Annotated in this window: 25 protein-coding genes and 2 pseudogenes; 15 read left to right on the top strand and 12 right to left on the bottom strand. The window is 71.1% G+C overall.

Annotation, left to right across the window (positions count from 1 at the left end; genetic code table 11):
• Positions 1-251: 251 nt before the first annotated feature.
• Positions 252-572 carry a GYD domain-containing protein gene (locus ACFP2V_RS30595; protein ID WP_381218547.1) on the top strand — a complete coding sequence of 107 codons (321 nt, stop codon included), beginning with the start codon at positions 252-254 and terminating at the stop codon, positions 570-572.
• 491 nt (positions 573-1,063) lie between these two features.
• Here ACFP2V_RS30595 and ACFP2V_RS30590 read toward each other — a convergent pair whose 3' ends face one another.
• Entirely contained in the window at positions 1,064-1,795 is a 732-nt protein-coding gene (locus ACFP2V_RS30590) for a flavodoxin family protein (RefSeq protein ID WP_381218546.1), read from the bottom strand.
• A 138-nt stretch (positions 1,796-1,933) separates the two neighbouring features.
• Between ACFP2V_RS30590 and ACFP2V_RS30585 the strand changes: the two genes are divergently transcribed.
• The 3 genes and pseudogenes from ACFP2V_RS30585 (at position 1,934) to ACFP2V_RS30575 (ending at position 4,392) form a co-directional block, all read left to right on the top strand.
• Complete coding sequence (locus ACFP2V_RS30585) at positions 1,934-2,935, top strand: NAD-dependent epimerase/dehydratase family protein (protein WP_381218545.1); 1,002 nt, start codon at positions 1,934-1,936, stop codon at positions 2,933-2,935.
• Positions 2,936-3,014: 79 nt separating this feature from the next.
• On the top strand, positions 3,015-3,737 hold the full coding sequence (locus ACFP2V_RS30580) for a glycosyltransferase family 2 protein (RefSeq protein ID WP_381218544.1): 723 nt from the start codon (positions 3,015-3,017) through the stop codon (positions 3,735-3,737).
• Positions 3,734-4,392: pseudogene (locus ACFP2V_RS30575) on the top strand (TIGR04282 family arsenosugar biosynthesis glycosyltransferase). The gene ACFP2V_RS30580 and the pseudogene ACFP2V_RS30575 overlap by 4 nt, the downstream one beginning before the upstream one ends.
• Positions 4,393-4,529: 137 nt before the next feature.
• Here the strand turns inward: ACFP2V_RS30575 and ACFP2V_RS30570 are convergent.
• Both ACFP2V_RS30570 and ACFP2V_RS30565 read right to left on the bottom strand, forming a co-directional pair.
• The gene (locus ACFP2V_RS30570; protein WP_381218543.1) at positions 4,530-5,003 is read right to left on the bottom strand and encodes a hypothetical protein; all 474 of its coding nucleotides are present in this window, start codon (positions 5,001-5,003) and stop codon (positions 4,530-4,532) included.
• The gene (locus ACFP2V_RS30565) at positions 5,003-6,238 is read right to left on the bottom strand and encodes a molybdopterin-dependent oxidoreductase (RefSeq protein ID WP_381218542.1); all 1,236 of its coding nucleotides are present in this window, start codon (positions 6,236-6,238) and stop codon (positions 5,003-5,005) included. Before ACFP2V_RS30565 ends, ACFP2V_RS30570 begins: the two co-directional genes overlap by 1 nt.
• A gap of 161 nt (positions 6,239-6,399) precedes the next feature.
• Between ACFP2V_RS30565 and ACFP2V_RS30560 the strand changes: the two genes are divergently transcribed.
• Positions 6,400-7,779 carry a hypothetical protein gene (locus ACFP2V_RS30560; RefSeq protein ID WP_381218548.1) on the top strand — a complete coding sequence of 460 codons (1,380 nt, stop codon included), beginning with the start codon at positions 6,400-6,402 and terminating at the stop codon, positions 7,777-7,779.
• Positions 7,780-8,168: 389 nt separating this feature from the next.
• Here the strand turns inward: ACFP2V_RS30560 and ACFP2V_RS30555 are convergent, their stop codons facing one another.
• The 4 genes and pseudogenes from ACFP2V_RS30555 to ACFP2V_RS30540 all read right to left on the bottom strand — a co-directional run bounded on the left by ACFP2V_RS30555 (position 8,169) and on the right by ACFP2V_RS30540 (position 12,411).
• On the bottom strand, positions 8,169-9,290 hold the full coding sequence (locus tag ACFP2V_RS30555) for a hypothetical protein (protein WP_381218541.1): 1,122 nt from the start codon (positions 9,288-9,290) through the stop codon (positions 8,169-8,171).
• Between the two features lie 214 nt (positions 9,291-9,504).
• A pseudogene (ppk2, locus tag ACFP2V_RS30550) lies at positions 9,505-10,478 on the bottom strand (polyphosphate kinase 2).
• 32 nt (positions 10,479-10,510) lie between these two features.
• Complete coding sequence (locus ACFP2V_RS30545; RefSeq protein ID WP_381218540.1) at positions 10,511-10,753, bottom strand: DUF6411 family protein; 243 nt, start codon at positions 10,751-10,753, stop codon at positions 10,511-10,513.
• Between the two features lie 230 nt (positions 10,754-10,983).
• Positions 10,984-12,411, bottom strand: coding sequence for a transcriptional regulator (locus ACFP2V_RS30540; RefSeq protein WP_381218539.1), 1,428 nt, complete (start codon positions 12,409-12,411; stop codon positions 10,984-10,986).
• Positions 12,412-12,736: 325 nt separating this feature from the next.
• Between ACFP2V_RS30540 and ACFP2V_RS30535 the strand changes: the two genes are divergently transcribed.
• Positions 12,737-13,282 (top strand): DUF4232 domain-containing protein, encoded by a 546-nt coding sequence (locus tag ACFP2V_RS30535; RefSeq protein ID WP_181383395.1) that lies wholly within the window; start codon positions 12,737-12,739, stop codon positions 13,280-13,282.
• Between the two features lie 226 nt (positions 13,283-13,508).
• On the opposite strand, the gene ACFP2V_RS30530 is transcribed toward ACFP2V_RS30535, so the two are convergent.
• Entirely contained in the window at positions 13,509-14,858 is a 1,350-nt protein-coding gene (locus tag ACFP2V_RS30530; RefSeq protein WP_381218538.1) for a phosphatase PAP2 family protein, read from the bottom strand.
• 398 nt (positions 14,859-15,256) lie between these two features.
• Positions 15,257-15,430 (bottom strand): hypothetical protein, encoded by a 174-nt coding sequence (locus ACFP2V_RS30525; protein WP_381218537.1) that lies wholly within the window; start codon positions 15,428-15,430, stop codon positions 15,257-15,259.
• Positions 15,431-15,872: 442 nt separating this feature from the next.
• Here ACFP2V_RS30525 and ACFP2V_RS30520 point away from each other — a divergent pair, with 442 nt between their 5' ends.
• The 8 genes from ACFP2V_RS30520 to ACFP2V_RS30485 all read left to right on the top strand — a co-directional run bounded on the left by ACFP2V_RS30520 (position 15,873) and on the right by ACFP2V_RS30485 (position 22,492).
• On the top strand, positions 15,873-17,432 hold the full coding sequence (locus ACFP2V_RS30520) for an ATP-binding protein (protein ID WP_381218536.1): 1,560 nt from the start codon (positions 15,873-15,875) through the stop codon (positions 17,430-17,432).
• Positions 17,433-17,434: 2 nt separating this feature from the next.
• The gene (locus ACFP2V_RS30515; protein ID WP_381218535.1) at positions 17,435-17,842 is read left to right on the top strand and encodes a roadblock/LC7 domain-containing protein; all 408 of its coding nucleotides are present in this window, start codon (positions 17,435-17,437) and stop codon (positions 17,840-17,842) included.
• The gene (locus tag ACFP2V_RS30510) at positions 17,839-18,204 is read left to right on the top strand and encodes a DUF742 domain-containing protein (RefSeq protein ID WP_381218534.1); all 366 of its coding nucleotides are present in this window, start codon (positions 17,839-17,841) and stop codon (positions 18,202-18,204) included. The genes ACFP2V_RS30515 and ACFP2V_RS30510 overlap by 4 nt, the downstream gene beginning before the upstream one ends.
• Positions 18,182-18,790 carry a GTP-binding protein gene (locus ACFP2V_RS30505; RefSeq protein WP_381218533.1) on the top strand — a complete coding sequence of 203 codons (609 nt, stop codon included), beginning with the start codon at positions 18,182-18,184 and terminating at the stop codon, positions 18,788-18,790. Before ACFP2V_RS30510 ends, ACFP2V_RS30505 begins: the two co-directional genes overlap by 23 nt.
• Positions 18,787-20,061, top strand: a complete 1,275-nt coding sequence (locus tag ACFP2V_RS30500; protein ID WP_381218532.1) for a cytochrome P450 — start codon at positions 18,787-18,789, stop codon at positions 20,059-20,061. The genes ACFP2V_RS30505 and ACFP2V_RS30500 overlap by 4 nt, the downstream gene beginning before the upstream one ends.
• 88 nt (positions 20,062-20,149) lie before the next feature.
• Entirely contained in the window at positions 20,150-21,403 is a 1,254-nt protein-coding gene (locus ACFP2V_RS30495; RefSeq protein ID WP_381218531.1) for a cytochrome P450 family protein, read from the top strand.
• 358 nt (positions 21,404-21,761) lie between these two features.
• Positions 21,762-22,184, top strand: a complete 423-nt coding sequence (locus ACFP2V_RS30490; RefSeq protein WP_381218530.1) for a CBS domain-containing protein — start codon at positions 21,762-21,764, stop codon at positions 22,182-22,184.
• 83 nt (positions 22,185-22,267) lie between these two features.
• The gene (locus ACFP2V_RS30485; protein WP_381218529.1) at positions 22,268-22,492 is read left to right on the top strand and encodes a DUF6480 family protein; all 225 of its coding nucleotides are present in this window, start codon (positions 22,268-22,270) and stop codon (positions 22,490-22,492) included.
• Positions 22,493-23,227: 735 nt separating this feature from the next.
• Here ACFP2V_RS30485 and ACFP2V_RS30480 read toward each other — a convergent pair.
• Positions 23,228-25,210, bottom strand: a complete 1,983-nt coding sequence (locus tag ACFP2V_RS30480) for a YncE family protein (protein ID WP_381218528.1) — start codon at positions 25,208-25,210, stop codon at positions 23,228-23,230.
• A 243-nt stretch (positions 25,211-25,453) separates the two neighbouring features.
• Positions 25,454-25,654, bottom strand: a complete 201-nt coding sequence (locus ACFP2V_RS30475) for a hypothetical protein (protein ID WP_381218527.1) — start codon at positions 25,652-25,654, stop codon at positions 25,454-25,456.
• 325 nt (positions 25,655-25,979) lie between these two features.
• On the opposite strand from ACFP2V_RS30475, the gene ACFP2V_RS30470 reads away from it, so the two are divergent.
• On the top strand, positions 25,980-26,177 hold the full coding sequence (locus ACFP2V_RS30470) for a hypothetical protein (RefSeq protein ID WP_381218526.1): 198 nt from the start codon (positions 25,980-25,982) through the stop codon (positions 26,175-26,177).
• A gap of 134 nt (positions 26,178-26,311) precedes the next feature.
• On the opposite strand, the gene ACFP2V_RS30465 is transcribed toward ACFP2V_RS30470, so the two are convergent.
• The gene (locus tag ACFP2V_RS30465) at positions 26,312-26,656 is read right to left on the bottom strand and encodes a DUF5709 domain-containing protein (RefSeq protein ID WP_381218525.1); all 345 of its coding nucleotides are present in this window, start codon (positions 26,654-26,656) and stop codon (positions 26,312-26,314) included.
• Positions 26,657-26,745: the final 89 nt, after the last annotated feature.

Raw genomic sequence — 26,745 nt, 5'->3', positions numbered from 1 at the left:
CATCACCGCCGAGGGGCTACCCCGCCATACCCATCTGACCGTTGAGTTTTCCGGTCAGCGGCCGTGCGACGCGTCCTGGCGTGCTCGGCGAGCTGAACAGCACAGCTCGGCGCTGTCGCAGCCCCTCGACAGCGGTCGGTGCGAAGAGGCTCGGGTTCCAACGAGTGAATCCAGGCGTCCGCGAGTAGCGGCCGAGGTGACAGCGGGAAGTCCAATGCACACCCGACAAACGATGGACAGGAAGCATCCCTATGCCGAAGTTCCTCATCCAGGCCACCTACACGCCCGAGGGCACCAAGGGGCTGCTCCAGGAAGGCGCGAGCGGCCGTCGCGCCGCTGTCGACCAGGTCGTCACCGACCTCGGCGGGCAGGTCGAGGCCATGTACTTCGCCTTCGGGGAGGACGACATCGTACTCATCGTCGACTTCCCCGACCCGGCCTCCATGGCCGCCGTCAGCCTCACCGTCAAGGCCGGCGGAGCCCTCCACACCCGGGCCACCCCTCTCCTCACCCTCGACGAGATCGACGAGGCCGCCCGCCGGCAGGTCGCCTTCCGCGCCCCCGGCGCGTGAACCCCGGAGGCGGGGACACATCGGCTCCTCGCAGCCGAACACCTCTGAAGCCGACCGCGCGTCCAAGACCCCGGCCATGAGCACTGGCAAGTGCACTCGACCTCCTTGGCCCGGCGACTCGCGCGATACTCACCCCGCACCGCAACCGCACCGGAGCGAGCGGGGAACAGTGGTGAATCACGGTGGGAGCAAGCGACGCCGACGAGGCCGCACCTCGGCCGTTCGCCCAGGTCAGCGCCCGAACCGGCCGCATATGCCTGCAGCTTCCCGAGCTGGGAGCGCGAGTTCGGTTCTCGCCCCCGCTCCAGAGTGAAACCCCAGGTCGGCGGCCCGGGGTTTGTCATTGTCCAGTCCGCTGAGGGCGGCGGTCCTTTGCGTGCCCCGTACCGCCCATCTCCTGGGAGTCACTCGTCCCCCTCCCGTACGACGGACGGAGCGGCCGTTCCGGGCTGCCCGGCGGATGAAGGAACCCTCGCGGCCGCCGGGGCCGGTCAGCGGTGTTCGGGGTTGTCCGCGCCCGGGTGGCAGCCGGCGTCCCACTGCGAGCGCTGGTTGCCGTGGGCGGGGATGCCTCCGGCGCGCTTCAGCAGGGCGGCGAGGTGCATCAGGTTCCAGGTCATGAAGGTGGTGTTGCGGTGGGTGAAGTCGTTCTCCGGGCCGCCCGAGCCGGGGTCGAGGTACGACGGTCCGGGGCCGGCCGCGCCGATCCAGCCGGCGTCCGCCTGGGGCGGGATCGTGTAGCCGAGGTGCTGGAGGCTGTAGAGGACGTTCATGGCGCAGTGCTTCACGCCGTCCTCGTTGCCGGTGATCAGACAGCCGCCGACGCGGCCGTAGTAGGCGTACTGCCCCTGGGAGTTGAGCAGCGAGGAGCAGGCGTAGAGACGCTCGATGACCCGCTTGGTGACGGAGCTGTTGTCGCCCAGCCAGATCGGGCCGGCGAGCACGAGGATGTCGGCGGCCATCACCTTCTCGTACAGCGCCGGCCAGGCGTCGGTGGCGAAGCCGTGCTCGGTCATGTCCGGGTAAACGCCGGGTGCGATGTCCTGGTCCACGGCGCGGATCAGGTCCGTGGTCACGCCGGCGGCGTCCATGACGGCCCGGCTCCTGTCGATCAGGCCCTGGGTGTGGCTGAGCTGCGGGGACGGTTTGAGGGTGCAGTTGAAGTAGAGGGCGGTCAGGTCGTCGTAGCGGTACGGGGTGTCGGTGGAGGGTGAGGCATTCATGGGCGGCAGCCTCTCGCACGTTTTCCGTTTCGCCCCGGTTCGACGCACCCGCGTGTGCCTCCCCCGCATGCCTTACGGAGTCATGGCGTACGGGCGCGGTCCCGTGGCGCGGCGCCGGTGCGGACCTAGCGTGGCCGTATGCGTGTACTGGTCACCGGCGGCGCCGGGTTCATCGGGTCCCATGTCGTCGCCGTGCTCCGGGAGCGCGGACACGAGCCGCTCGTGTTCGACGTGCGGAAGGATCCCGGCGCCGACGTGCGGGACCCGGCGGCCGTCGGCCGGGCCCTGTCCGGTGTGGACGCCGTGTGCCACCAGGCCGCGATGGTCGGGCTCGGCGACGGGGTCGCCGACGCGGCGGAGTACGTCTCGCGCAACGACCTGGGCACCGCCGTGCTGCTCGCCGCCATGGCGGAGGCCGGCGTCGGGCGCCTCGTGCTGGCCGGGTCGATGGTCGTCTACGGGGAGGGCCGGTACGAGTGCCCGCGGCACGGGGCCGTACGGCCCGGGCCGCGTGCCGTCGCCGACCTCGAAGCGGGCCGGTTCGAGCCCGTCTGCCCGGTGTGCGGGGACGGCCTCTCCCCCGGCCCGGTCGGCGAGGACGCCCCGGCCGATCCCCGGAACGTGTACGCGGCGACCAAGCTCGCCCAGGAGCATCTGGCCGCCGCCTGGGCCCGCTGCACCGGCGGGTCGGCGGTGTCGCTGCGCTACCACAACGTGTACGGCCCCGGAATGCCCCGCGACACCCCGTACGCCGGTGTCGCCTCCTTCTTCCGCTCGACGCTCGCCCGGGGCGAAGCACCGCGCGTGTTCGAGGACGGGCGGCAGCTGAGGGACTTCGTGCACGTCCGGGACGTGGCGGCGGCCAACGCGGTGGCGCTGGAGGCTGAGGCCGCCCGGGGTGTGCTCACGGCGTACAACACCGGCAGCGGTGAACCGCACACCGTCGGCGAGATGGCACGGGCGCTGGCCGCCGCGTACGGCGGGCCCGAGCCGGTCGTCACCGGCGAGTACCGGCTCGGGGACGTACGGCACATCACCGCGGACTCGTCACGGCTGCGGGTCGGGCTGAGGTGGGGGCCGGAGGTCGGTTTCGAGGAAGGCATGGCGGAGTTCGCGCGGGCCGGAATGCGAGGGACGTAGGACCGCGCCGTCGCCGGTGCGCGCCCGAACACCGCCCCAGTCCTGGACGTCCGCGTTTCGTGAGGAGCGAAAGCCCGACATGCCTGATCCTTGCTCGTGGAGTGAAACCGCGACGACTCCTTCGGACGTCGACGTGGTACTGCCCTGCCTGAACGAGGCCGAGGCCCTTCCCTGGGTGCTCGAACGGGTCCCGCCGGGCTGGCGCGCCCTCGTCGTCGACAACGGTTCCACCGACGGCTCGGCCGAGGTCGCCCGCGCGGGCGGCGCGACCGTCGTGCACGAGCCGCGCCGGGGCTTCGGCGCCGCCTGCCACGCCGGACTGACCGCCGCCACCGCCGACGTGGTGTGCTTCTGCGACGGCGACGCCTCCCTCGACCCGTCGCTCCTCGTCCCCTTCGTCCGCGAAGTCCGGGACGGCGAGGCCGACCTGGTGCTCGGCCGACGGCGTCCGCGGGGCCGGGACGCATGGCCCGCGCACGCCCGCGCCGGCAACCTCGCGCTCGCGCGGATGCTGCGCCGCCGCACCGGGCTGCGCCTGCACGACCTCGGTCCCCTGCGCGCCGCCCGCCGCGAACCCCTGCTCGCCCTCGGCCTCACCGACCGGCGCAGCGGCTATCCGCTCCAGATGGTCGTCCGCGCGGCCGACGCCGGCTGGCGGATCGCCGAGCACGACGTGCCGTACCTGCCGCGCACCGGAGCGTCGAAGGTGACGGGCACCTGGCGCGGCACCTGGCAGGCCGTACGGGACATGAGGCGCGTGCTGCGCGAGCCCCCCGCGCACGGAGGGGGAACCGTCCGTTGACCACGCTCCTCGTCATCGCCAAGGAACCGCGGCCGGGCCGGGTCAAGACCCGGCTCACCCCGCCGTTCACGCCCGGTCAGGCGGCCGAGCTGGCCGAGGCGGCCCTCGCGGACACCCTGCACGCCGTGGCGGCCACGCCCGCTGCCCGGCGCGTCCTCGTCCTCGACGGCGCCCCCGGCCCCTGGCTGCCGCCCGGCTTCGACGTCGTACCCGCAAGTGCGCGGGCGGGCTGGACGAGCGGCTGGCGGACGCCTTCGCGCACTGCGACGGCCCGGCCCTGCTCATCGGCATGGACACCCCCCAGGTGACGCCGGAGCTACTCACCGTGGACTTCACCGACTGCGACGCCCACTTCGGCCCGGCCGAGGACGGCGGGTTCTGGGCCCTCGGTCTGGCCCACCCCGATCCCACCCTGCTGCGGGGCGTGCCCATGTCGATCCCTGGGACGGGAGCAGCCCAACGGAACCGGCTCCTCGCCGCCGGCCTGCGGGTGCGCGACCTGCCGCCCCTGCGCGACGTCGACACCGCTGCCGACGCCCGCGCCGTCGCCGCCCTGGCCCCGCACGGCCGCTTCGCCGCAGGGCTGGCCCGGTGCACGGTGGTCGCGGGGCCGGATGCGCGGCCGGTCACGGGGGCCGGCCCACCGAACGACTGACCGGACTCCCCACCGAACGACCGGACTCCCCCGGCCCCGGCCCGTCGCGGGGCCGGCTCCGCCCCGGCCACACCCCGATGAGCACCCCGCCCACCACCGCCCCCGCCCTGGCGACTGCCGGTCCCTACGCCGCCGCCCTACGCAGCCGCCCTGCGCAGCCGCAGCAGCCGCAGCGCCAGCAGCAGCGCCGAGCCGCCGAAGAGGACGGCGGTGATCAGCAGCCAGCGGGCGAGGAACACGTCCGTCGACAACCCGGTGCCGATTCGGTAGCGCTGCTCCACCCTCCCGCTGATCAACGGGAACCACACGAGAAGGAGCAGCCCGGAGAGGGCCGCCGGTACGCGCACGTACGGCACCCACTCCCGGCGCCGGACCGCACCGAGCCCCCGTACGACCGCCCGGTCCGCGACCGTGTACAGGGGCAGCAGCACGAGGTCGTGCAGCAGCGCCGCCCCCACGAACCACAGCGCCACGCCGAACCAGTCGTCCGCGAGCAGCCGCACCCCCGCGTAGGCGGCGAGCGCGAACGAGCAGGCGAGCAGCAGGAGTTGCAGGGGGCTGCCGACCGGAACGCGCAAAAGCCGCGGAAGCCGAGGAAGCCGAGGACGCATCACAGGTCTCCGAACGTCATCCGGGCCACCCACTTGGTGTTGAGCACACCGGGCGCGGCGGGCACGATGATCCGCGCCGGGTGGCCGTGGTCGGGGGACAGCTCCTCGCCGTTGACGTACAGGGCGAGCAGGGAACGCGGGTCGGCGACCTGGTTGGCGCGCAGGGCGGCTTCCCGGAAGGCGCCGCTGCGCTGGAGGGACTCGACGAACACGTCCGGCGGGTCGTCGTACCCGACGAGCGCCGCGAGGTCGCGCAGCCGCACCCCGCGCCACCACTGGTCCGACGTCGACCAGCCCTCCACGCAGGCGATGGGCAACGCCGCGCTGTACTGGGGGAGCCGGAGCAGCTCGTCCCGGCGGAGGCGGACGGTGCCCGTACGTCCCGTGACGACGAGCCGCCACACGTCCTGGCCCGTCTCCGCCGCGTCGATCCCGGCGTACGCGGCGGTCTTGTTGATCTGGAAGCCGTTCGGGCCACTGCCGGGATCGGCGCCGCCGTGCGGTGCGAGGAGGGCGGTGCGCCGCAGCGGACCGTCGAAGTTCTGCCCCACCGTGGTGGCGAACAGCAGCAGCGAGCCGCCCCCGACGAACCGCAGGGCACCCCGCCGGGAGAAGGTCGGCCCGTCGGGGCGCGGGGACACCAGGTCGTCCTTCTCCTCCCGCAGGTGCCGCAGATTGCGCAGCGCCGTAGGCATCTTCAGCAGCACGTGGACGACGAACGCGGCGAAGAACACCCACGCCCCGTAGAAGTGCAGCCGGTAGAAGGAGCCGGGGAAGACGTAGTCGAGCTGGATGTTGAGCACACCGGTCACGAACTGGAACAGCGCGCCGCCCACCAGGAGCAGCAGCGAGATCCGCTCCAGGGCGTGCGCGAGCGAGCGGGCCGGCGGCAGCGTGAACAGCCTCGGCACCACGGACCACAGCTTGGCGAGCAGGACGGGGATCAGGGTGATGCCGAGGGTGACGTGGACGCCCTGGTTGAGCCGGTACAGCCAGTGCGGGTCCGTCGGCCAGGCGAAGAGGTAGAAGCCGAGGATCCCCTTGTCCGGCGTCTTGTCGTTCACGGGCGACAGATCGGGGTTGTAAGCGGCGTACGAGACCAGGCCCGTCACGAACAGCACGGTGATGCCGGCGAGCAGGACGAGGCCCAGCACCGAGGTGAACCAGGGACCGCGCAGGGGGCTGCGCCAGAAACCGGGCGAGGAGGGAAGCCGTGGAGCGTCGGGGTCGCGCATGTCCCGACGGTAGGCCGCGACCGCCCCGCGAAAGGGTGAGCGACCCCTGACGAAACGCTGACACCTGGCCCGAACGGCGGTCCGGGACCGGCCGGGCGGCCTAGCGTTCCGGTGTGATCCGCCCCCTGCCCTCCACCGAGCCCGGCACCGAGCACTCCGGCGTGCCCCGTGGCCCGGGCCGTGACCTGTGCGCGGCCGGGACCGCCGTGCTGCTCGTGACGACGGCCGTGCTGGTCGGCCGCCACATCCAGGGGACCAGCCGTACGCTGTTCGCCGACTGGCCGCCACTGCTGGCGTCCTGGAACCCCCACCTCGGCCCCGGAACTCCGGCGGCCGTCCTGGTGGCGATCGCCACCGTGGCGTACGGTCCCCCTCTCGCGGCCCGTCTCCCCTGGCGGGCCCTGCTTCCCCTGACGTGGGGCACGGCCACGGCGTGGATCTGCTCCCTCGCCCTGGTCGACGGCTGGCAACGGGGCATCGCCGGCCGGCTCACCACTCCCCACGAGTACCTCCAGGCCATCGACCGCTTCCATGACATCCCGGCGGCGCTGCGGGGCTTCACCGGGCACATCCTGCTCGGCTCCCCCGACCACTGGCCCGCCCACATCGCCGGTCACCCGCCCGCGGCCACGCTCACCTTCGTCCTGCTCGACCGGATCGGGCTGCGGGGCGGGGGCTGGGCCGGGATGTGGTGCATCACCGTCGGGGCGACGGCCTGCGTGGCCGTGCTGGTCGCGGTCCGCGCCCTGGCCGGCGAGGGACTCGCGCGAGGGGCGGCGCCCTTCCTCGTCCTGGCCCCGGCCGCCGTGTGGATGGGCACCTCGGCCGACGCGTACTTCGCGGCGGTGGCCGCGTGGGCGGTGGCGCTGCTCGCCCTGGCGGTCACCGGGCGGTCCCCGTGGTGGGCGGGGGCGTCCGGGCTGCTGTTCGGCCTGGCCTGCTACCTGTCGTACGGCCTCGCGCTCGTCGCACTGATCGCGGCGGCGGTCATGGTGCTCGGCCGACACGGGATCCGGGGGCGCCCCGCCCTGCTGGTGTTCCTGCTCGCCGGACTGGCGGTGGTCCCGACGGCGTTCACGCTCGCCGGGTTCGACTGGTGGGAGGCGTACCGCCTGCTGGTCACGCGCTACCACCAGGGCGTGGGCGGCATCCGCCCCTACGGCTACTGGGTGTGGGCCAACCTCGCCTGCACGGTACTCGTCACGGGCCTGGCGACGGTGGCGGGCCTGCGGCGGACCGGTGCGGTGCTCCTCCGGCGCCGTCGCGGTGGCGCCGGCCAGGCGGCCGAGGCCCGTCTCGCACTCCTCGTGTCCGCCGCACTCCTCGCCCTGCTGGTCGCCGACCTGTCCGGCATGAGCAAGGCGGAGACGGAGCGCATCTGGCTGCCCTTCACGCTGTGGCTGCTCCCGGCGTGCGCATTCCTCACCCTCCCCCGAGCTTCCGGCTCCGCTCCGGCAGGGGGGACCCCCGTCCGCGCTTGGCTCACCGCCCAGGCGCTGCTCGCCCTGCTCATCAACCACCTGCTGCTCACCCGGTGGTGACCGCACCCGAGGATGCGGAAGCCTGAGGCCATGACGATCGCCGTGACGGCCGGGGGCGACTGTCGACGTGCCGCCGGTACAGCTCTCCACCAGCAAGAGGGGAATGCCGAGCGGCACAGTTCGAGGCCGTGCCCCATCCGTGCCCGTAAGGGCGGACAACCACGGTCAACAGCGGTGCGACCAGACCCATGAAACAGCGTCAGCGCAGCGAATCGACGCAGGCCAGCGCCCATCTGGCCGCACAAGCACCGTCGCTTCCCAAGCTGAGAGCGCGAGTTCGACTCTCGTCACCTGCTCCGGAGAGAAGCCTCAGGTCGGCGGTCTGGGGTCGGTTTGTTGCTCACCGGGAGAAAGGGAGGACCGTTGGGATGCCGGCTCTTCGAGGCAGGTCAGCCGTCGAAGCCGGACCAGTTGACGGGGACGTCCACAAGGGGTGCCAGAGCCTGGCGGTGAGTGGCGCCGACAGTGACGTCGAAGGTGCCGTTCTCCCAGCCGTCACCGATCGCCGCGACCAGGCCGGGAGCGACGAAGAAGCGGGTGCGCGTCCCGGGCCGGAAAGGGTGCAGCGGTACCTCCCGGAGGGGGGCGGTGAGCTGTGCGACTTCGGCCGCGGTCATGGGGTACGCCCAACCACGGTATGCGGAGCACAGGGCCGCTTCGAAGAGGCAGAACTGGAGAAGGAATCCGCTCAGGGGCTCCGCCTCCGGGACGAGGGTCTCGCCGTCCTCGTCGTACCAGACCGTCGGGTCGGGTTCGGAGTCGTCCAGGGTCCAGCGGAGGAGCCAGCGGAAACCTCCCTGGTTCTCGTGACCGAGGATGAGCATTTCCCCGGCGTCGTCGACGCGGAGAATGTCGGCGGGCCGGATGTGGTTCTGCCGGCCGAGCACTTGGGGGCGACCGGCCGCCAGGCGGTAGAAGTGCCGGAGGGCGGTCGGCAGGGAGGGAGCGGACGCTTCCGGCCGTAGGGTCTCCTCCGGGTTTTCGACGGGGTGCCAGGCGGTGACAAAAAGCTCGAGGGCCTTCGCCCGATCGCCGTTCACATGGTCGAGCCACGCAAGGCCGGGCAGTTCCACGGGCGGCAGGGGCGGGCGGGCACGGTCGAGGAGGACACGGGGCAGGCTGGTGAGGGGGCGGATTCGGGCATCGATGAACGCGCCGTCAAGCCTTCCGTACTGACCCGCATATCCCTTGCCGAGGTACAAGGTGTCCTGCGGAGTGCGCACGGCGAAGTGCAGGGGAGGGTGTTCCCCGCGCCACGGGTTCCACCGGAGCAACGCGACGACCGGCTCCGACGCGGGGCCGACGAGCCGTATCTCGTCAGCGTTCCAGACCCCGCTCCGGCCCGGCTGGTCCCCTGCCTCCACGGTGAACACCGCCCCCTCCGGGCCGGACAGCACTTCCGTGCCGGAGAGGACATGGCGCTCGACCGCCGTGGCATCCGCACCCGTCAGAGCGAGCACATCGGCTTCGGTGAGCGGAGCTCCGAGGGAGGGGTGTGTTTGTTCGGGCACGGGCTGCATTCTGACGGCATCCACTCCATGTGAACGGCGGATTCAGCTGGTACGTGGGCGGCTAGGTGTATCGACCCGCGGCGTTGTTGACGCGGCTGACGGGTGGGTGGCCGCCGAGGCCGGCGTGCCGGTCCGCAGAATGCGGGGAACCGGGCGATCCGCCCCATCAGGCCGCCGCCTCCCCGCATCTCGGGGAACCTCGCAGCCCGTGGCGTCAGTCGGTCCCGGGGTGCTTGCCGGGCCCCTCGGCGCCGGGGGACAACGGAGCGGGTGACAGGGCGGTGTCCTCCTCACCGGGCTCCAGAAGGGTGTCGGCGGCGCCGACGACGAGGCGGTCGGGTGTGCCGACCGCCTCGTCGTCCTTGCTGGCGTAGTCGAGGCGCGACAGCAGACTGCGCATGGTCTCCAGCCGGGCGCGCCGCTTGTCGTTGCTCTTGACGACGGTCCAGGGGCGTGGGCGGTGTCCGTGGCGCGGAACATGTCGACCTTCGCCTCGTTGTAGTCGTCCCAGAGGTCCAGCGACGCCAGGTCGGTGGGCGAGAGCTTCCACTGGCGCACCGGGTCGACCTGCCGGATCGCGAAGCGCGTGCGCTGCTCGGAGCGGGACACGGAGAACCAGAACTTCACCAGCAGGATGCCGTCGTCGACCAGCATCCGCTCGAAGGCCGGGCACTGGTCGAGGAACAGCTCGTACTCGTCCTTGGAGCAATATCCCATCACGCGTTCCACGCCGGCCCGGTTGTACCAGGAGCGGTCGAAGAAGACGATCTCCCCGGCCGTCGGCAGGTGCGCGACGTACCGCTGGAAGTACCACTGGCCCGTCTCGCGCTCGGTGGGTTTGTCGAGGGCGACCACGCGTGCGCCACGCGGGTTGAGCCGCTCGGTGAGCCGTTGGATCGTGCCGCCCTTGCCCGCCGCGTCACGCCCCTCGCACACGACGACCAGGCGTGCGCCGGTGTCCTTGACCCGCCGCTGGAGCTTGAGCAGCTCGATCTGCAGGATGCGCTTGGTCCGCTCGTACTCCTTGCGGCTCACCTTGTGGTCGTACGGATGGTTCTCCCGCCATGTCCGGAGGGGACGCCCTTCCGCGTCCAGCACGATCGGCTGCTCTCGCCGACTGGCATCCACAGTCAGCCCGTCCAGCAGCCTGTCCACGTCTTCGGCGTCTTCGGCGTCTTCGGCGTTCATCACCTGGCTCCCCGCTCGGTTCGCACAGCCGGTCAGAAGGGCATACGGTCGCGGGAGCGGCGGCCTGCCGAACTGCTGCGGCTCACCGCACGCGAACTGGTGTGGAAGGGCTTGCTGAAGAGCCGGCCCAGGATGCCGGGCGCCTTGCCGCCGACCCGCGCCCCGGCACCGAGCACACGTTGCGTGCCTCGTTCGGGACGGCGGGAGAGACGGGGAACGAGGAAGGCCAGGACGGCCAGGACCACACACACGGCGATGACGGCGACGACTACCATGATCGGCTCCCTTCACTGGTGGACGGACATACGGATGCCCCGTCCCGCCCCGCCCATGTGAGCAGCGAGGGCCCCCGACCGGGGAACCGCTGCGCGCTCCCCGTCTGCGCCGCCCGGGTCAGCTCTCGGTCCCGGCGGGTCCCTCGCCGGGACGGTCGACGACCGCGTCCACGACCGTGTCCGGCAGGTGCAGGAGATCCTCACTCGGCTCGGGGGCGGGGTCCTGGGGATCAGTTCTCCGCCACGCTGAACCATTCGGTGCCGCCGACCAGGTGCTCGTAGACGGGCCGGCCCTGGCTGCCGCTGGTGCGGAACGGTTTTCCGTGGTCGTCGATCCGTGTGGTTCCCTGACGACCGCCGCTGGACCACTGCAGCTCCACGTACCAGTTCACATCGTGGGTCCGGGCACGGGCGGTGATGTACAGCACCTCGGGATCGGACCGGCTGACCTTGTAGGGGAAACCGCGCTGGCCGGCCTTCGGCACGACGACGGGGTGACCGGCGTCGAGGTCCGTGTCGAACGACCTCGTCTCCACGCCTCCGCCGCAGCCCGACGACCCCAGGTACGCGTTCCAGGCCGGGGGCGCGCCCGAGCTGACCACGCGGACGTGCAGGGACTCGATGACGACGGTTTCGTCCCCGGTGCCCTGGACGGTCAGCGCCACCCGCTGCCGGTCGGCGGCGACGGCGCCGTGCGCCTTCACCCAGCCCGGCACGTCCTGCCCCATCACCGGCGGCGAGACTTCGTCGGCGGGCCGGTCGATCAGGTACTTCCCCTCGCACTGCGGGTCGTCCCAGGCATAGGTGCGGGTGCTCACCGTGAGCGGGACCTCGTCGCTGTCCTGGGCACGGCCCGTGTCGGTGCTGCGTGCCGACGGTTCGGTGTCGGGCGTTCCGGGGACCGGGGCCGGGGCCGGGGAGCGGCCGGGGTGCGCGGAGGGGGACGTGGGCCCCGACGGGCGCGGCGTGGTGGCGGAGGAGGCCGGTTCCTCGGAGGAGGTCACGGTGTCGGCCGGCCGACCGTTCTCCGCCGGCTCCGTCCCCCCGTCCTTCAGGCCGATCGTGAGCGCGGTGGACACGGCGGCGACGACGGCGGTGCCCGCCGCGATCAGGGCCCACCGCCTGCGGGCGGTCCGGAGGGGCGCCAGAGTGCGGCGAGTCGGGGCAGCCGCCTTTGGCGACGGTTCGGTGACGGACTCGGAAGGGCCCCCGGGATCGCTCATGGAAGTGGGCACGGTTGCGGGTGGGGGTACGAGCGCGGGCGGGGTGCCCGGCACGGCCTCCGGCCGGGGTCGGCCCCCCGTGCGTGCCTGCGTGGAGCGGAGCTCCGGACCCGGGCCGGGCGCGGGCGCTCCGGACCGGTCCGCGGAGCCCGGCTCCGTGTCCGCCGTGGCCCGCCGGGCGCGTTCCCGTGCCGCGTCCGCCAGGACCCAACGCCGGTGTAACTCGACCCGTTCCTCGGGAGTCGCCCGGCACACCTGGGCGAAGCGGGAGACGGCCGCGTTGTCGGCCGGCACGCTTTCCCCCTTGCAGTACCGGTGCAGCGTCGAGGTACTCATGTGCGCCCGCTTCGCCAGGGCCTCGTAACTCAGTCCGGATCGCTGTTTCAACTCGCGCAGCAGCGCCGCGAAATCAGCGATCTCCTCAGCCGCCCCCACCGGTCCCCCATTCCGTTCGGCATCCCACGAAGATCACGTTTCCCCAGGTCAGAGCCGGTCGCGCATCCCAGCGTCCCAAAACTCCCGAGGGAATGGCGAAGGGGACGCCGTATGGCACAGCCTTGGGCCATCCAAGCACGGCGCTTCGCCGGACACGGTGATCCGCCCCGCTCAATTCCCCTTTCACGGGCCGCCCTTCCGGCGTGCCCACCCGCACTCCCGCCACGCGGCACGGCCAGGACAAAACTGGTCGGCCGGTCAGCCGACCGACACGGTTCACCACCAAAAAATCATCTTCCTGATGTTCAGAGAAAGCAGTCCACTCATGCGTATCGCCACTCGTTTCGCCTCTCGCACGACCGCCTCCATGGTCGTCGCCGCCACCCTCGCGCTCGTCGGCTTCCAGACCGCCGGGCAAGCGGCCTCCGCCGCCACGGCGAAGGCCTCCTCGGCCGTCACCTGCACCACGGCGAACACCAAGCTGACCGTCACCGAGGCGCCCCGCCCGATCAACCACCTGCTGCTCAAGGCCACCAACACCGGCACCAAGCCCTGCTACGCCTACAGCGCCCCCTACCTGAGGGCCGGCACCGATGCCCAGGCCCCGCTGCCGTGGGCTCGGGAGACCACGCCGCAGTCCGTGGTGGTGCTCGAGCCCGGTCAGTCCGCTTACGCGGGCATCACGACGTTCTCCCCCGACGGCGAAGGGGGCAGCACCGCGAAGACCCTGGGCGTGTTCCTCGCCGACAAGAAGGGCAACGCGACCGACCAGGAGAAGACCCTGAAGCTGCCGAACGGCGGTGTCTTCTTCAACAGCGCCGCCACCGTCACCTACTGGCAGGACAACGCGGCGGACGCCCTCTCCTGGTAGCCGTCCTGACGTCCCACGACACAGCCGCCGTCCGGCCTCATCGCTGGACGGCGCAGGTCGGCACGAGGAGGGGGCGCCTCCGGCCGGCCCTCACATCCTCGTGAACGGCAATCCGGCCTCGGCCGTCAGTGGCGCACCTCAGCCGGGTCCCGTGGACGAACCGACTGCCACCCGCGGCACCCCCGTCGACAAGGAGCGCGCAGCCGGCGACCCGGTGCGACACGGTTCAGATCGGTTCCGGTTGCGGTTCCGGCTGTCGCGCCGGTGCGGCCTTCGGTTCCCACGCGGCGGTGGTCCGTACGTAGCCGTGGACCACGGAGGTCATCGCCAGCACGAGCAGGGGTCCGGACACCCACGGATGCTCGGCCATCTCCAGCGGCAGGAAGCGGTAGGAAAGCAACAGCGCGGCGAAGACCGTCGCTCCGTGAGCGACCAGCCGGATCCCCGACCGGTCCCAGCCGCGGTCGAACGACCGCAGAGCCGTCTCGATCGTGAGCACGAACACCACGCCGGCGAGGAGGTCCACGCCGTAGTGGTAGCCGAATCCCAGCGTCGCGGCGAGCGTGCCGATCAGCCAGAACGTTCCCGTGTACCGCAGGACGCGCGGGCCCTTCCGGGTGTGGATGAAGAGCGCGACAGCCCACGCCGTGTGCAGGCTGGGCATGCAGTTCCGCGGGGTGATCCCGTCGAACGGCATGGGGTGCGGGGTGTTGATCGGCGGCGGCGTCCGCGGCCACAGGTCGGCCACCGCCCAGTGCTCGCTGGACGGGATGTCCGGCGCCCACAGGCTGACCGCCGCCCAGTAATCGGTGCCGGTGCCGTAGGCGAAGAGCGGTCCGACCACCGGGAAGACCATGTAGAAGGCCGGCCCGAGGAGTCCGATCACCAGAAAGGTGCGCACCAGGTGATGGCCCGGGAAGCGGCGCTCGACCGCCACGCCGCGCAGTTGGTACAGCGCGACGACGACCGCGGCCACCGCGAGCTGACCGTAGACGATGTCGAGGAGGTTGAAGCCGACGGGGCCGGTGGCGGTGACGATCCGGCCCACCAGCCACGACGGATCGCCCAGCGCGTGATCGGCTGTCGCCACGTACTGGTCGAGCACCGTCGGGCGGGTCTTCGAGGTGATGAGCAGCCAGGTGTCGCCGGTCTTGCGGCCGGCCACCAGCAGCAGGCCCAGCCCGACACCCTTCAGCAGCAGGACGCGTTCCCGGCCGGTGCGGCGAGTGACCGCGATGACCGCGTGGCCCAGGATCACCCACAGCGCGCCGTTGCCGAAGGGGTGGCCGCCGCCCGTCCCGGCGTCCGTCGCCCACCGGACCAGCCAGAAGGCGATGTCGATGCCGATCGCCGCACCCGCCGCGACGAACCGTTGCCGCCAGGTGAGGACCACCATCATCAACGCCATGGCGGCGTACAGCAGGCCGCCCGACTTGGGCGCGAACACCAGCTCTCGCACCTGGCCGGCGATCGGCCCCGGAAGGCCGTGGCGGCGCGCGGTGAACTCCAGCAGGACGAGGAGTCCGAGGGCCGCGGCACCCGCCACGGCCCAGAGTCTCGCCCGTGGTCGACGCATCGCAGAGAACGCGGTTCTCTGGTTTATTCGCGGAAAGTCCCGCGGTGGCATGTGTCTCACTTCTGGCTTCTCTGTCAGATGTTGGTCACGTCAGGGCTAGTTTCGCTTGTTTCCTTCCGGCCGGAACCGCTTTCCCTCCACGAAGAGCTGCCCGTCGAAGCAAGACGGAAAGACCACAGCCCGGGTTGCGACGGGTCCGTCGTCATCGCGGGCGACGCCCGTGGAAACCCGCGGTGCAACAGCGGTGACGTTGATGTCAGGGGGGATCACCGGTGGTCGCAGGATCCGGGCATGCGGACGGCCCTCGACCGACTCCCCGCGTCGAGGGCCGTTTTCACTCCTCCCGGAGCAGCGGCTGTGACATCGTCCCGGTCTCAGGGCAGCGCCTTGTACCCCTTCTAACCGGTTGCGATCTTCGTGCGCGATCCGAAGGACCCCTTGCCGTTGCCGCTGTTGCGCCACAGGTTGCCGGAGGTGTCACGGGAGACGAGCTCCGCCTTCCCGTCGCCGGTGATGTCACGGACAACCGCGGCCGACCACAGCGGCAACCGCCTCTGATGTCCAGTCAGCAAGCAGGAAGGGGAGACACCGCACCGCCTGATGACCTGCCGGCCGGTCGTCCTTCACCGCACCCGTTCCCTTGCCTGCCCGCCCGACAGGGGTCCCGCACCCGGTGACCCGTGGGTCGACGTACCCAAGTGGGAAGGCGGCAAAGAAAGTTCACGGAACGTCACTCTTCCGTTGCGGTGAATCGAAGATACGATCTTCAAACAACCTCTGGTGCAGAAGTGGTTCCTCCATGAAGACGATGACCGACCCGGGCCATGCCGACGGTGCGTCCGGGGCTTCACGCCCCCGTACCGCCGCTCCCCCGGGCCCCCCTCCATCGCACAGCTCTTGACGTCCTACGCCTCGCGTCCACCGGGCACCGACCCACCGCCGACTCAAAGGTTTTCCATGGCTCGTTCCCCCGCGTCCCCTCTCGAACCCCGAGGGAGCAGAGCCTTTTGGGCAGTGGCTCTCGTGCTCGCGTTCCTCGCGTTCTCGGCGGCCGTGGTGCCCGTCGCCCGCATCGGCGTGGCTGCGGCCGTGGCCCATGCGGCCGTTTCCCTTCTGGCCCTCGGCTGCCTCGTCCGCCTGAGCGGGCAGCACCGGGCAAGCACGGCGGAGGCGGCACGCCTGCACACCGAGATACGTGAGCGGGAGGCGGAGGCCGCGCGCCGCGATGCCCACTGGCACGCATATGTGCGCAAGCAATCCGGTGCGGCCCTCCAGGAAGCGGAGTTCCTCGTGGCGAAGCGGCTTCCCGCCGCTCTTGCCAGGAACGAGGTCCCCTCGTCCCCGAAGAGCGAGGAGCCGCTGGTGGTGGAGCTCTCCAAGTGGTTCGACCAGCTGCTCTCGGATGTGTCCGAGGCGATCGACGACCGTGAGGAGTCGCAGCGCATCGCGCTGGTGGAGCTGGCGAGCCGGGTTCAGACCTCGGCGCACCGGATCCAGGCCACGGTCACGGGTGTGGCGGAGCGCCACCCCGGCGACTCGGGCCTGCTCGAGGCCACGATGCAGGTGGACCACGCGGCGACGCAGCAGGCCAGGCACGCCCAGAGTCTCAAGGTGCTGTGCGGGGAGTGGCCCGGCCAGCAGTGGCAGAAGCCGCTGGCGCTGGTCGACGTGGTGCGCGCCGCTTCGGGCCGGATCGTCTCGTTCAAGCGTGTCGAGGTGACCGGCGATCCCGATGTCGGCATCACCGCGTCGGTGGTCGAACCCCTGATCCACCTCGTCGCGGAACTGCTCGCCAACGCGACCGAGTACTCACCGCCGAGGACCAGCGTGTCGGTCACCGTGCGCACGGTGCAGCGCGGTGCGGTCATCGAGGTGGACGACGGCGGCCTGGGCCTGGACGAGTACCGGCTGACCGAGGCGCGCGAGATCGTCTCGGGCCGCCGCCTTCTGGGCGTCGGAGACGTCGGCGAGATCCCGCAGACCGGTTTCGCGGTGGTCGGCCGCTTCGCGCACCGGCACGGCTTCGGCGTCGACCTCGGTCCGTCACCGTACGGTGGCGTCCGTGCGGTGATCCTGGTGCCTCTCGAGCTCCTGAAGGCCCTCGAACCCGCCGGGGCGCCCGGCGGGCGCGTGCTCCCCGCACAGCCCCCCGCTCCACCGGTGCCGACGCCTCCGGCCACCGCGCCCTCCCCCGAGCCCTCGCCGGCCGCCGCCTCCGATCACGCCGTTCCCGTACAGACCCCGGAGCCCGCCGCCGAGCCCGCCCCGTCGGCCGAGCCGCCCCCGCCCGCCACGCGTGCTCCGGGCGCCCGTCACCGCCGGCTGCCCCAGCGCCGGTCGCGGCGTGACGGGTACGTCCCCGCGGTGGAGGAGGCGCCGACCGCCGTCACTCCGCCGGGTTCGCCGGAGGACGCGGGCGACTGGATGGAGCAGTTCTTCGAGGGCGGCCGGACCGCGTCCCCCTCGACCGGATCCGCGCCCCCGCCGTCCGGAGCCGTGCCTCCGGACCCCACCTCGTACGACCCCCCGTGCAGCACCTCCCCCGACCCCGATTCCCCGGAAGGACAGATGTGAGCATGAATTACGTGGAGAACCCCGAGCAGCGCGGCTGGATGATCTCCGAGGTCACCACGGTGCCCGGCGTACGGCTGGCGATCGTCTTCAGTTCCGACGGTCTGCTGCTGGCCAACTCGGAGGGCGTGGACCGTGACCTGGCCGACCGGCTGTCGGCGAGCTGTTCGGGTCTTCAGTCGCTCGGCCGTGGCCTCGGGCGGGAGTTCGGTGAGGACGGCGGCACCGTGCACCAGCAGATGGTGGAGTTCAACGGGGGTTTCCTGTTCATGCGCAGTGCCAGCGGCGCGCATCTCGCCGTGGTGACGGGACCGGTGGTCGACCCCAAGCTCGTCGCGCGGCAGATGCAGGCGCAGGTGATGAAGATCGGCGCGCAGAACCTCAGCAGCCCGCCGCGCCAGGGCTCCGCGTGAGCGGGTCGGGAGCGGGCTTCACGAACGGCGCATTACGCCCGTACGTGATCACCAAGGGACGCTCCCGGCCCTCCCGCAACACCATCGGCGTCGAAACACTCCTGATCGCGGTCGACCCTCCCCGGGCCCTCCCCCTCTCCGCCACCAGGGAGGAGATCGCCCTCGTACGGATGTGCGAGCAACTCCTGTCGCTGGTGGAGGCCGCCGCCCATCTCCACCTGCCCGTCAGTCTGGTGAAGGTGCTGGCGTCCGACCTCGTCGACAGCGGACACCTGTCCGCGCGCTCCGGTGTTCCACGGGCCGCACAGCCCGACAAGCAACTGCTACAGGAGGTACTGGATGGTCTCCGTCGGCTCCGCTGACCGTTACTTGCCCGACACGGTGCAGCAGGCCGTCAAGATCCTCGTCGTGGGCGCGTTCGGCGTGGGCAAGACGACGTTCGTCGGGTCCGTCAGCGAGATCGAACCGCTGCGCACGGAGGAGGTCATGACGGAAGCGAGTGTGGGCGTCGACGAACTGGCCGGTCTGGAAGGCAAGACGACCACCACCGTCGCCATGGACTTCGGCCGTGTCACGCTCAGCTCCCGGCTGGTCATGTATCTGTTCGGAACCCCGGGACAGCGGCGGTTCTGGGATCTGTGGGAGGGGCTGGCCGAGGGCGCGCTGGGGGTGCTCGTGCTGATCGACACCCGCAGACTGGAGGACAGCTTCGACGTCCTGGAGCAACTGGAGATCCGGGGACTGCCGTTCGCGGTGGCGGTCAACCAGTTCCCGGACAGTGAGCTGTACTCCGATGAGGAGCTGCGCGGCGCACTCGATCTGCTCCCGGAGACACCCATCGTGACCTGCGACGCCCGCGACCGGACCTCATCGGCCGATGCCCTGATCACCCTGGTGCAACACGTGTCGGGCATGGGTGCGGCGGGGGCCGCGGGAGCCGCCTCGTGAGCATGCTGCCGCCGCCGGGGTGCCCGGCGCACGCACACCACGGCACCGGCCCGGTTCCGCTCGCCGCCGTGGTCGGGTCCTCCGATCCGCGTGCGGTGTACCGCGACCTCCGCGAGAAGTGGGGCAGCGTCGCGAAGGTCGAGCTGGAGCCGGGTGTGCCCGCCTGGCTGGTGATGGGGTACCGGGAGATGCTGACCATCACCCGGCAGGAGCAGCTGTACTCCCGCGACGCCCGCAACTGGCGCGATCTCAACGAGGGGATCGTCCCGCCGCATTCGGGGCTCCTGCCGATGATGGGCTGGCGTGCCAACGTCATCGGGGCCGACGGCCCCGAGCACCGGCGCCTGCGCAAGCCCCTCGACGACGGCATCGCGCGGATGGACCAGCGCAGGGTACGTCGTGAGGTGGAGGCGCTGTGCACGGATCTGATCGCGGCGTTCTCCGAACGCGGCAGCGCCGATCTGGTCAACGAGTACGCCACGATCGTCCCGATGCTCTCCCTCGCCTCGTTGTTCGGCCTGGACAGTGTGGAGGGCCGCGAACTGCTCGACGCGCTCATCGCCCTGTTCGGCAGCGCGGACGACTCCCAGGCGGGCAACCGCACCTTCGAGCAGATCCTCCTCGACACGGTGCGCGAGCGTCGGCGGAATCCGGCCGACGACATGACGACGGTCTTCATCGACCACCCGAATCTGCGCAATGAGGCGGAGCGGTTGCAGTCGATCGTCGTGATGATCTCCGCGGGCAACGAGACGGTCACGGCGTGGATATCCCACACGCTCCGTCTCATGCTCACGGATCCGCGGTTCGCCGCCCGGCTGCACGGCGGACAGCTCGGCGTGGACGACGCACTCGACGAGGCGCTGTGGCGCGATCCGCCCATGAACAACATGCCCGCCCGGTACGCGCTCCACGACACCGAGCTGGGAGGCCGGCTCATCCGCCGCGGCGACTGCCTCATCCTCGGGCTCGCCGCCGCGAACGACGATCCGGAGGTCCGGCAGGACGGTCCGGACGACGGGTGGGGCAACCGCTCTCATCTGGCCTTCTCCGCGGGCCCGCACATGTGTCCCGCGCAGGTGCCCGCACGGCTGATCACCCGTACCGCGGTGCAGACCGCTCTGCATCTGCTGCCGGACATGAGACTCGCCGTCTCCGCGGACGAGCTGGCCTGGCGCCCCTCTCCCTGGACCAGGGTGCCGGTGGCACTGCCCACCACGTTCTCCGCGGCCCGCATATCGACCCGCGTGCCGACCGGCACGGGGCTGTGAATCCTCGAACCCCCACATCCGAGAAGACCCCCGCACTGCGGCGGGTCCTCAAGACCCTCACGACCCTCACGACAAGGAGCAGCCCAGCATGACGTCGCCCACGAACTCCTCCGCCGAGGGGCACGTACCCGTCATCACTCTGGATCCGCACGGAAAGGACCATCACGGCGAGGCCGCCAGGCTCCGCGAGCTGGGCCCCGTGGTCCGGGTCCGGCTGCCCGGGGAGGTGATGGCCTGGTCGGTGACCGACCACGCCCTGCTGAACGACATGGTCACCGACGCTCGTTTCAGCAAGGACTGGCGCAACTGGAACGCCATCATCCGGGATGAGATAGCGGACGGCTGGCCGCTCATCGGCATGGTGAAGGTCACCAACATGGTGACCTCGGACGGCCAGGAGCACCGCCGTCTGCGCAAACTCGTCACCCAGACGTTCACCCCGCGCCGGGTACAGGACCTGCGTCCCCGTATCCAGCAGATCGTGGGGCAGTTGCTGGACGACCTGCCGTCGCACGCCGCGGCCGACGGCAGCGTCGACCTCCGCCGGCACTTCGCGCACCCCGTGCCCATGCAGGTCATCTGCGAACTGTTCGGGGTGCCGGCCGACGAGCGTCCCCGTCTGCAGGAGCTGATGGACAACATCTTCCGCTCCGATCTGCGGCCCGAGGAGGTCCAGGCGAGCCAGATCGAGCAGTACGAGCTGCTGGCGCGGGTGGTCGAGGGCCGTAGGCGTGAGCCGGGCGACGACCTCACCAGCGCGCTGATCGCGGCCCGTGCCGCCGACCCCGACGCGCTGAGCGAGGAGGAGCTGGTCGGCACGCTGTTGCTCATGCTCTCGGCAGGTCAGGAAACCACGCTGAGCCTGATCACCAATGCGGTACGCGCGCTGCTGACCCATCCCGACCAGCGGGAGATCGCCGTACGGGGGGACGCGGAAACCTGGGCGAACGTGGTGGAGGAGACACTGCGCTGGGATGCTCCGATCGGCAACTTCCCGTTCCGCTATCCACTGGAGGACGTGGAGATCGCCGGAGTGCGCATCCCGAAGGGCGAGGCGATCATGGCTCCGTTCAGCGCTGTCGGACGTGACACAGCCCAGCACGGCGAGGACGCCGACCGCTTCGACATCGCCCGGGAGCAGCGCAGGCACCTGGCCTTCAGCAACGGTCCGCACTTCTGCCTCGGCGCACCACTGGCGCGTCTGGAGGCGGCACTGGCCCTTCCCGCGGTGTTCGAGCGGTACCCGGATCTGTCGTTGGCCGTCGATCCGGACGACCTCGTGGCGGTGCCGTCCCTGTTCTCGAACAGTTCCTCGACGCTGCCGGTGCGGCTCGGGAGCTGAGCCGCTGTGCGGCCCGGCGGACGCGGGGTTCCGCCGGGCGGCACGTGCGGGGGCAGCCTGAAGCCGCGCGAGGACGCGGATGACGCGGGAACCGTGGGAACCGCCATCGGCGTGGGAATCACCGTCGCTCCGGGGACGGCTGTCGAGCCGGACGTGGCCCGCCCCGCGCCCCCTCGAAAGCCACCCTCGGTGAGGAAGGTCCCGCCCCGGTACTCGTGTATCGCGGTACCGGAAGAATCACCGCTCCCGACCGTCGTCCACACGCCCCTGGTGACAGCGTGAGGACCGGTCGCCCACGGGTACCCGGAAGGCCGAGCGGCGGTGGGAGCACCGCGTACTTCACCGGAGGGACGGTTCCATGACCCGGCATGCCAGCGACGTCATGACGAGGGCTCCGGCGACCGTCGAGCCTCGGACCTCGGTGGCGGCCGTGGCCCGGATGACGCGGGAGGAGGACATCGGTGCCGTTCCGGTCACCGACGGCGAGCGGCTGCGCGGGCTGGTCGGTGACCGCGACCTGGTGGTGCGCGCGATGGCCGGGGGCGGCGACCCGAACCGCACGACCGTGGCGAACGCGTGCGGCGCCGATCTGGTCGCGGTGAGGCCCGACGACGAGGTGGTCCGCGCGGTGGAAGTGATGCGCGAGCATGCGGTCCGCCGTGTACCGGTCGTCGACGACAGCCGGTGTGCGGTGGGCATCGTCTCCATCGGATACCTGGTCATCGAGCGCGACCCCGAGTCGGCTCTCGGCGACATCAGCGCCGCGAGGCCCGACACGTAGCGCGCCCCCGTCCGTACGAGGGTGGTGCGATCCCGAGGAGAACCCGGCCCCTGGGCAGATGAGCACCAAGAGGAGCGTGTGCCATGACAACTCCTGATTCCGACCCGAGGCGAACCCCGGGGGTCGAACCGGGCGGTGTGCCCCCCGGTGAGACGCCCCCCGCCGAAGGCGGCACTTCCGGCATCTCGCATCCGGAGCCGCCCGACCTGCGCAAGGGGTGGGAAGCGACGTCACTCGTCCTGATCATGGTTGTGGTGCTGCTGGTGGTGATCGGGCTGATCGCCATGCTGGTGGCCCTGATCGCGTAACGCTTCCCGCGCGTGCTCAGGGGCGCCACCAGGTGTCGTCGGGGACATGGCTGCCGGTCTGCGCTCCCACGGGCACCGCCCGGCCGTCCCAGAGGCACACCGGGCCGTCGCTCCACGGTGACGACGGCGTCTTCCCCGCCGGCCATCGGCGTGGCGACCCCACCGGGAGCGGCGGAGCGGACGCGCGATCAAGGTGATCGCGCCTGACCACCCCTGACGCCTCCGGCTCCTACCGGTCAGCCGAACGTGAGCAGCGGGACGTCGCAGAGGACTGGGGTTCCGGGACCGGTTCACCAGAGAGCCCCGAACAACATGGGAGTCCGATCAGCTCGCGGCGTCTGGTGCGTGCTCCCCCCTGCTCGAAGAGCTTGGGGGAGTGCGTGCCAGGCGTCGCGAGCCGGGCGCCCATTTTGTTCGGGGCTCTGAAGCCGCGCAAGGACGCGGATGACGCGGGAGCGGCCCACCACGTGTCTTGGTGGGTCGCTCCCGGTTCCTCAGGAAGGCCCATTGGAGACTTGGGCCTCGTTCTTGCAAGCGTCCGTCGGTCGCCACCTGCCAGGTCCGTGCCCCAGGGCTTCGCGGTCGGCCTCTCAGCAGCCGCGGCGCGGGCCTTTGGGACGGTCGCGTCGCGAGGCCCGCGGTGACCTCCGCATACCCGCGCGGCCACCTCTGTGCCGCCGCCGGTACGGCCCGGTCGCGTGGGGGCCGTACCGGCGGCGACTGCGGGAGAGGGCGTCAGTTGGTGAAGGTGAAGTACTTCCAGGCGCCGTGCGTCGTGGAGTTGACGGTGTCTCCGGAGGAGCCGTTGACGTACGACGAGCGCATGCGGGCGCGGATACCGGACTCGCCCGGTGCCTCCAGTTTCACGGCCGACTTGCCGTTGGTGCCCAGGGCGAAGTACTCGGAGCCCGAGTCGTACCAGGAACCCTGGTAGTACACCTGGAGCTGGAAGCGCTGCTTGCGACCGGTGTAGTAGTTCATCGTGGTGGTGAACACCGGGTCGGTCTTCTTGCGGAAGTAGTGGTACGTCGTGGAGCCGATCTTGCCCGTCTTGTAGTGCTTGGAGACGGTGGTGGAGACCTTCGCCCTGGCGTACGCAGTCGACTTGACGGTCTTGGAGGCGTAGCGGGCGTCGCCGTCGAAGACCGCGGTGACGGTGGTGTCGCGGGTCATGTCGACAACCGCCGACAGGTTGCCCTTGGAGTTGACCTTGGCCTTCTTCAGCAGCTTCTTCGGCTTGTCGGAGCCGAAGGGATCCGCGTAGATCGCGACGGTGCGGTTCTTGTACGTCGTCCCGAGGTGTGCGGTGAAGGTGAGGTCCTTGCCGTACGCGTACAGCTTGCCGTTGTTGTTCAGGCTCAGCGCGGTCGCCTTGCGCGAGACCTCCACCGCGTCGGAGCCGGAGGCGGACGCGTGGGTGGCGTCGCCCGCGTAGGAGACCTTGTAGGTGACCTTGCCGCCGACGGTCGGGGTGTCCGTGAAGGAGAAGCTGCCGTCCGCCTTCGTCTTGACCGCGGCCAGTGCCTTGCCGCCCGGCGTCTCGAGGTCCGTACGGGTCACCTTCAGGCTGGTGCCCGCCGCGGGGGTCTTCTTCGAGGTCAGCTTGCCGGTGACGGTGAGCTTCTTGGCCCGTTCCGACTTGGTGGGGGCCGACACCTTGAGGGTGGGCAGTTCCTTGGTGGGGTCGGTCAGGGCCCGGAGGGTGTACGTGCCGTAGGTGTTCACGGAGACGGCGAAGACCCGGCTCGCGTCCGGCGCCCAGGCGAGCGCACCGTCCACGAGGGTGTCGGCGCCACTGCTGTTGCCGGTGTTGGGGAAGTCGTACTCGCGCACCGGCACCGGGTCACCGGGCCGGTGGATGTGGACGTCGGGGTCGTACCAGGAGAAGCTGCCGCCCGCGACGCTGCCGTCGGGCGCGACCCGCACGGCGTTCGGGTAGGCGTCGATGGGGTAACCGGGCAGCTCGGTGAGGTCGTTGGCCGAGTAGGCGCCGATGCCGTAGCCGTAGCCCGGGTCGCCCCACGAGGTGAGGACCTGGCCGCCGTCGGGCGTCAGGTCGAGCTGCTTGACGGCGGTGTCCATGTCGCCCTTGACCCGCAGCGCGGCCCCGTCGGCCGAGACGTCATACACGGCGAGATCTCCGCCGTTGCCCGCCACCAGGACGCCCGGGACGGCCGGATCGGCGGCCAGGAACATCCCGAAGGCGCCGTAGAAGTCGACGTCGCCCCGCTGGGCGAGCCGGACGACGGGCTCGGCGCCGGAGACGTCGAGCGAACCGAAGTCGGTGCCGTGGGCGAACCAGATCCGGCCGTCCACCACCTCCAGGTCGCCGGGAGCCGTGCCCACCGGGTAACTCGCGGTCCGGGTGTACGTCTTCGTCTCCACCGAGACGATCCGGTTGCCGTTCTTCACGGCCGCGTACACCTGTCCGGAGTCGGCGGACAGCGCGAGACCGGTCACGCCGGAGAGCCCGGTCAGGGTCGCCTTCACGGTGCCCGAGTAGTCGGCGACGACGATCTTGCCGCCGGTCGGATCGGAGACGTAGACCCGCTGGTGGGTGCCGTCCACGACGATGTCGCCGACCGACTTCACCGGAAGGACCTTCGCGGAGTCGGCCGCCGCCGGACTTGCCGCTCCCGCGGCCAGGGCCGCGGAACTGAGGATGACCGCGAGTGCCGTCGCGATCGAGATGCTGCGCCTGCGCACAGTGATGTGCACCCCCACACAAGAAGCCCGGTGTCCACCGGGCGGAAGCGAAACGAACGGGCCGCGCGTCCCCCCTCGCACCGATGACGGTGCATGGACGCTGCCGAAGACGCAGCGTATGGCATGCCAGTGACAATTGAAGACTGGAATTCCACGACTCGACGCGGGTGGCAGACAGGGATGTGCCTCGCCCCGGTGAAGAAGAGGTGCGCCGTAGCGGAGGCGGTCGGTCTCGACGCAGGCCTGTCCGCGATTTCAGTCGTCGACGCGCGTCTCAGGGCTGACGGCTCGTGCCGTTCTGCGGAGGCTGATCGCACGGGCGGCAGCCTGCACCGCCAGGAGGGCGAACACGGTGCCTCCCATGCACGGCCCGAGCAGCCCCCACCAGTCCACCACCGGCTCCGTGAGGATCCCCACGGCCCGCCGGACGTCATACAACACGATGCCGGTCAGCACCGCAGCCAAGAGAGCCGCCGACCACCAACGCCTGGGCCAGCCCTCGTTCACCTTTCCCCCTGCCCGAAGTGGCGGCACCTTCCCTGCCCCAGTGTGCCGTGCGCGCTGCGGGCTCGTTCCGGCAGGAGGGGGCTCGGCTGTGGACGTCGGCCGGCCGCCACCCGGGCGACCCCCGGTACACGCGGCCGATCGACGGCCGGTAGTCGGACGAGCAGGCCGTACGACGTTTTCCGTGGCCTCGATGGGACACCCGGGGGGAAAGCAGTAGGGGCCGGTCATCAAGCCGGGCCCCAACGGGACGGAATCAGAAGGAAGATGAACCGCCGTGACTGTGGAAGCCAGGAAGGAAGCCAGGAAGGAAGTCAGGAAGAAGGACACCGCGTGCCCGCCCGAAACGGGCTGGGCGAGGGCACGCCGTCTGCACGGACGGCGCATACGCACCTGCGAGCGCGCCACGATCGACGGCGACGCGGGGCGCATGCGGCGAGGGGACGACTGGAACGTGGTGCGGGGCGAGGATTGAGCAACTGCCGCACCACCGCATGTGCAGACTCCCCCTCCCCAGACCTTCCCGTCCGGTGACGGCCGCGTCGGCCGGCCGCTTGCTTGTGCCAGTCACTCCGGTACCGGTGCCGGGCACCTGGAACCGATACCCGGCTACCCGGCTACCCGGCTCGGCCTGGCCATAGGTCTCGCCGCCCGGGAAGGGGCCCTTCGGCCGGGCGCCCCTCCGTCCATGCCCTGGTCGTCAGCGACGAGCTCGCTGGTGGTGTCCGTTCGCGTGCCCTCGTCCGGCGCCACCAGGCGGCCTGCGCGGTCGGCGCCGACTTCCGGGTCGCGTGGTTCCCCTTCGCCGCCTGGCAGGTCGCCCACGCCGTCCCCGGTCGGCGCCTCCACGTCGGGAACCTCCTGTCGCAGCCTCTCGTCGAGGGACTCGCCCTCCTGCTCCTCGTCGCCGCCGACGGGCTGGTAGACGTCGTCCGCCATGTTCTCGTCGCTCATGTCAGCCTCCGGCCGGTGGTCGACTCACGTTTCCTGTCAGGACGAAGGTGAGTACCCAGGTCGTGATCCGTCTACCTCGGCCCCGGAAC

The sequence above is a fragment of the Streptomyces incanus genome (assembly GCF_042656345.1).
Classification (GTDB): domain Bacteria; phylum Actinomycetota; class Actinomycetes; order Streptomycetales; family Streptomycetaceae; genus Streptomyces; species Streptomyces incanus.
The sequence above is the reverse complement of the archived record's forward strand: the minus strand, read 5'-3'. Positions and strand labels throughout refer to the sequence as shown.

What these genes read in the sequence shown, in the direction of transcription:
- ACFP2V_RS30495 (WP_381218531.1), top strand. Translation starts at nt 20,150, where the DNA reads ATGACGTCGCCCACGAACTCCTCCGCCGAGGGGCACGTACCCGTCATC.
- ACFP2V_RS30490 (WP_381218530.1), top strand. Translation starts at nt 21,762, where the DNA reads ATGACCCGGCATGCCAGCGACGTCATGACGAGGGCTCCGGCGACCGTC.
- ACFP2V_RS30585 (WP_381218545.1), top strand. Translation starts at nt 1,934, where the DNA reads ATGCGTGTACTGGTCACCGGCGGCGCCGGGTTCATCGGGTCCCATGTC.
- ACFP2V_RS30515 (WP_381218535.1), top strand. Translation starts at nt 17,435, where the DNA reads ATGAATTACGTGGAGAACCCCGAGCAGCGCGGCTGGATGATCTCCGAG.
- ACFP2V_RS30485 (WP_381218529.1), top strand. Translation starts at nt 22,268, where the DNA reads ATGACAACTCCTGATTCCGACCCGAGGCGAACCCCGGGGGTCGAACCG.
- ACFP2V_RS30465 (WP_381218525.1), bottom strand. Translation starts at nt 26,656, where the DNA reads ATGAGCGACGAGAACATGGCGGACGACGTCTACCAGCCCGTCGGCGGC.
- ACFP2V_RS30535 (WP_181383395.1), top strand. Translation starts at nt 12,737, where the DNA reads ATGCGTATCGCCACTCGTTTCGCCTCTCGCACGACCGCCTCCATGGTC.
- ACFP2V_RS30530 (WP_381218538.1), bottom strand. Translation starts at nt 14,858, where the DNA reads ATGCGTCGACCACGGGCGAGACTCTGGGCCGTGGCGGGTGCCGCGGCC.
- ACFP2V_RS30595 (WP_381218547.1), top strand. Translation starts at nt 252, where the DNA reads ATGCCGAAGTTCCTCATCCAGGCCACCTACACGCCCGAGGGCACCAAG.
- ACFP2V_RS30545 (WP_381218540.1), bottom strand. Translation starts at nt 10,753, where the DNA reads ATGGTAGTCGTCGCCGTCATCGCCGTGTGTGTGGTCCTGGCCGTCCTG.
- ACFP2V_RS30505 (WP_381218533.1), top strand. Translation starts at nt 18,182, where the DNA reads ATGGTCTCCGTCGGCTCCGCTGACCGTTACTTGCCCGACACGGTGCAG.
- ACFP2V_RS30590 (WP_381218546.1), bottom strand. Translation starts at nt 1,795, where the DNA reads ATGAATGCCTCACCCTCCACCGACACCCCGTACCGCTACGACGACCTG.
- ACFP2V_RS30580 (WP_381218544.1), top strand. Translation starts at nt 3,015, where the DNA reads ATGCCTGATCCTTGCTCGTGGAGTGAAACCGCGACGACTCCTTCGGAC.
- ACFP2V_RS30570 (WP_381218543.1), bottom strand. Translation starts at nt 5,003, where the DNA reads ATGCGTCCTCGGCTTCCTCGGCTTCCGCGGCTTTTGCGCGTTCCGGTC.
- ACFP2V_RS30565 (WP_381218542.1), bottom strand. Translation starts at nt 6,238, where the DNA reads ATGCGCGACCCCGACGCTCCACGGCTTCCCTCCTCGCCCGGTTTCTGG.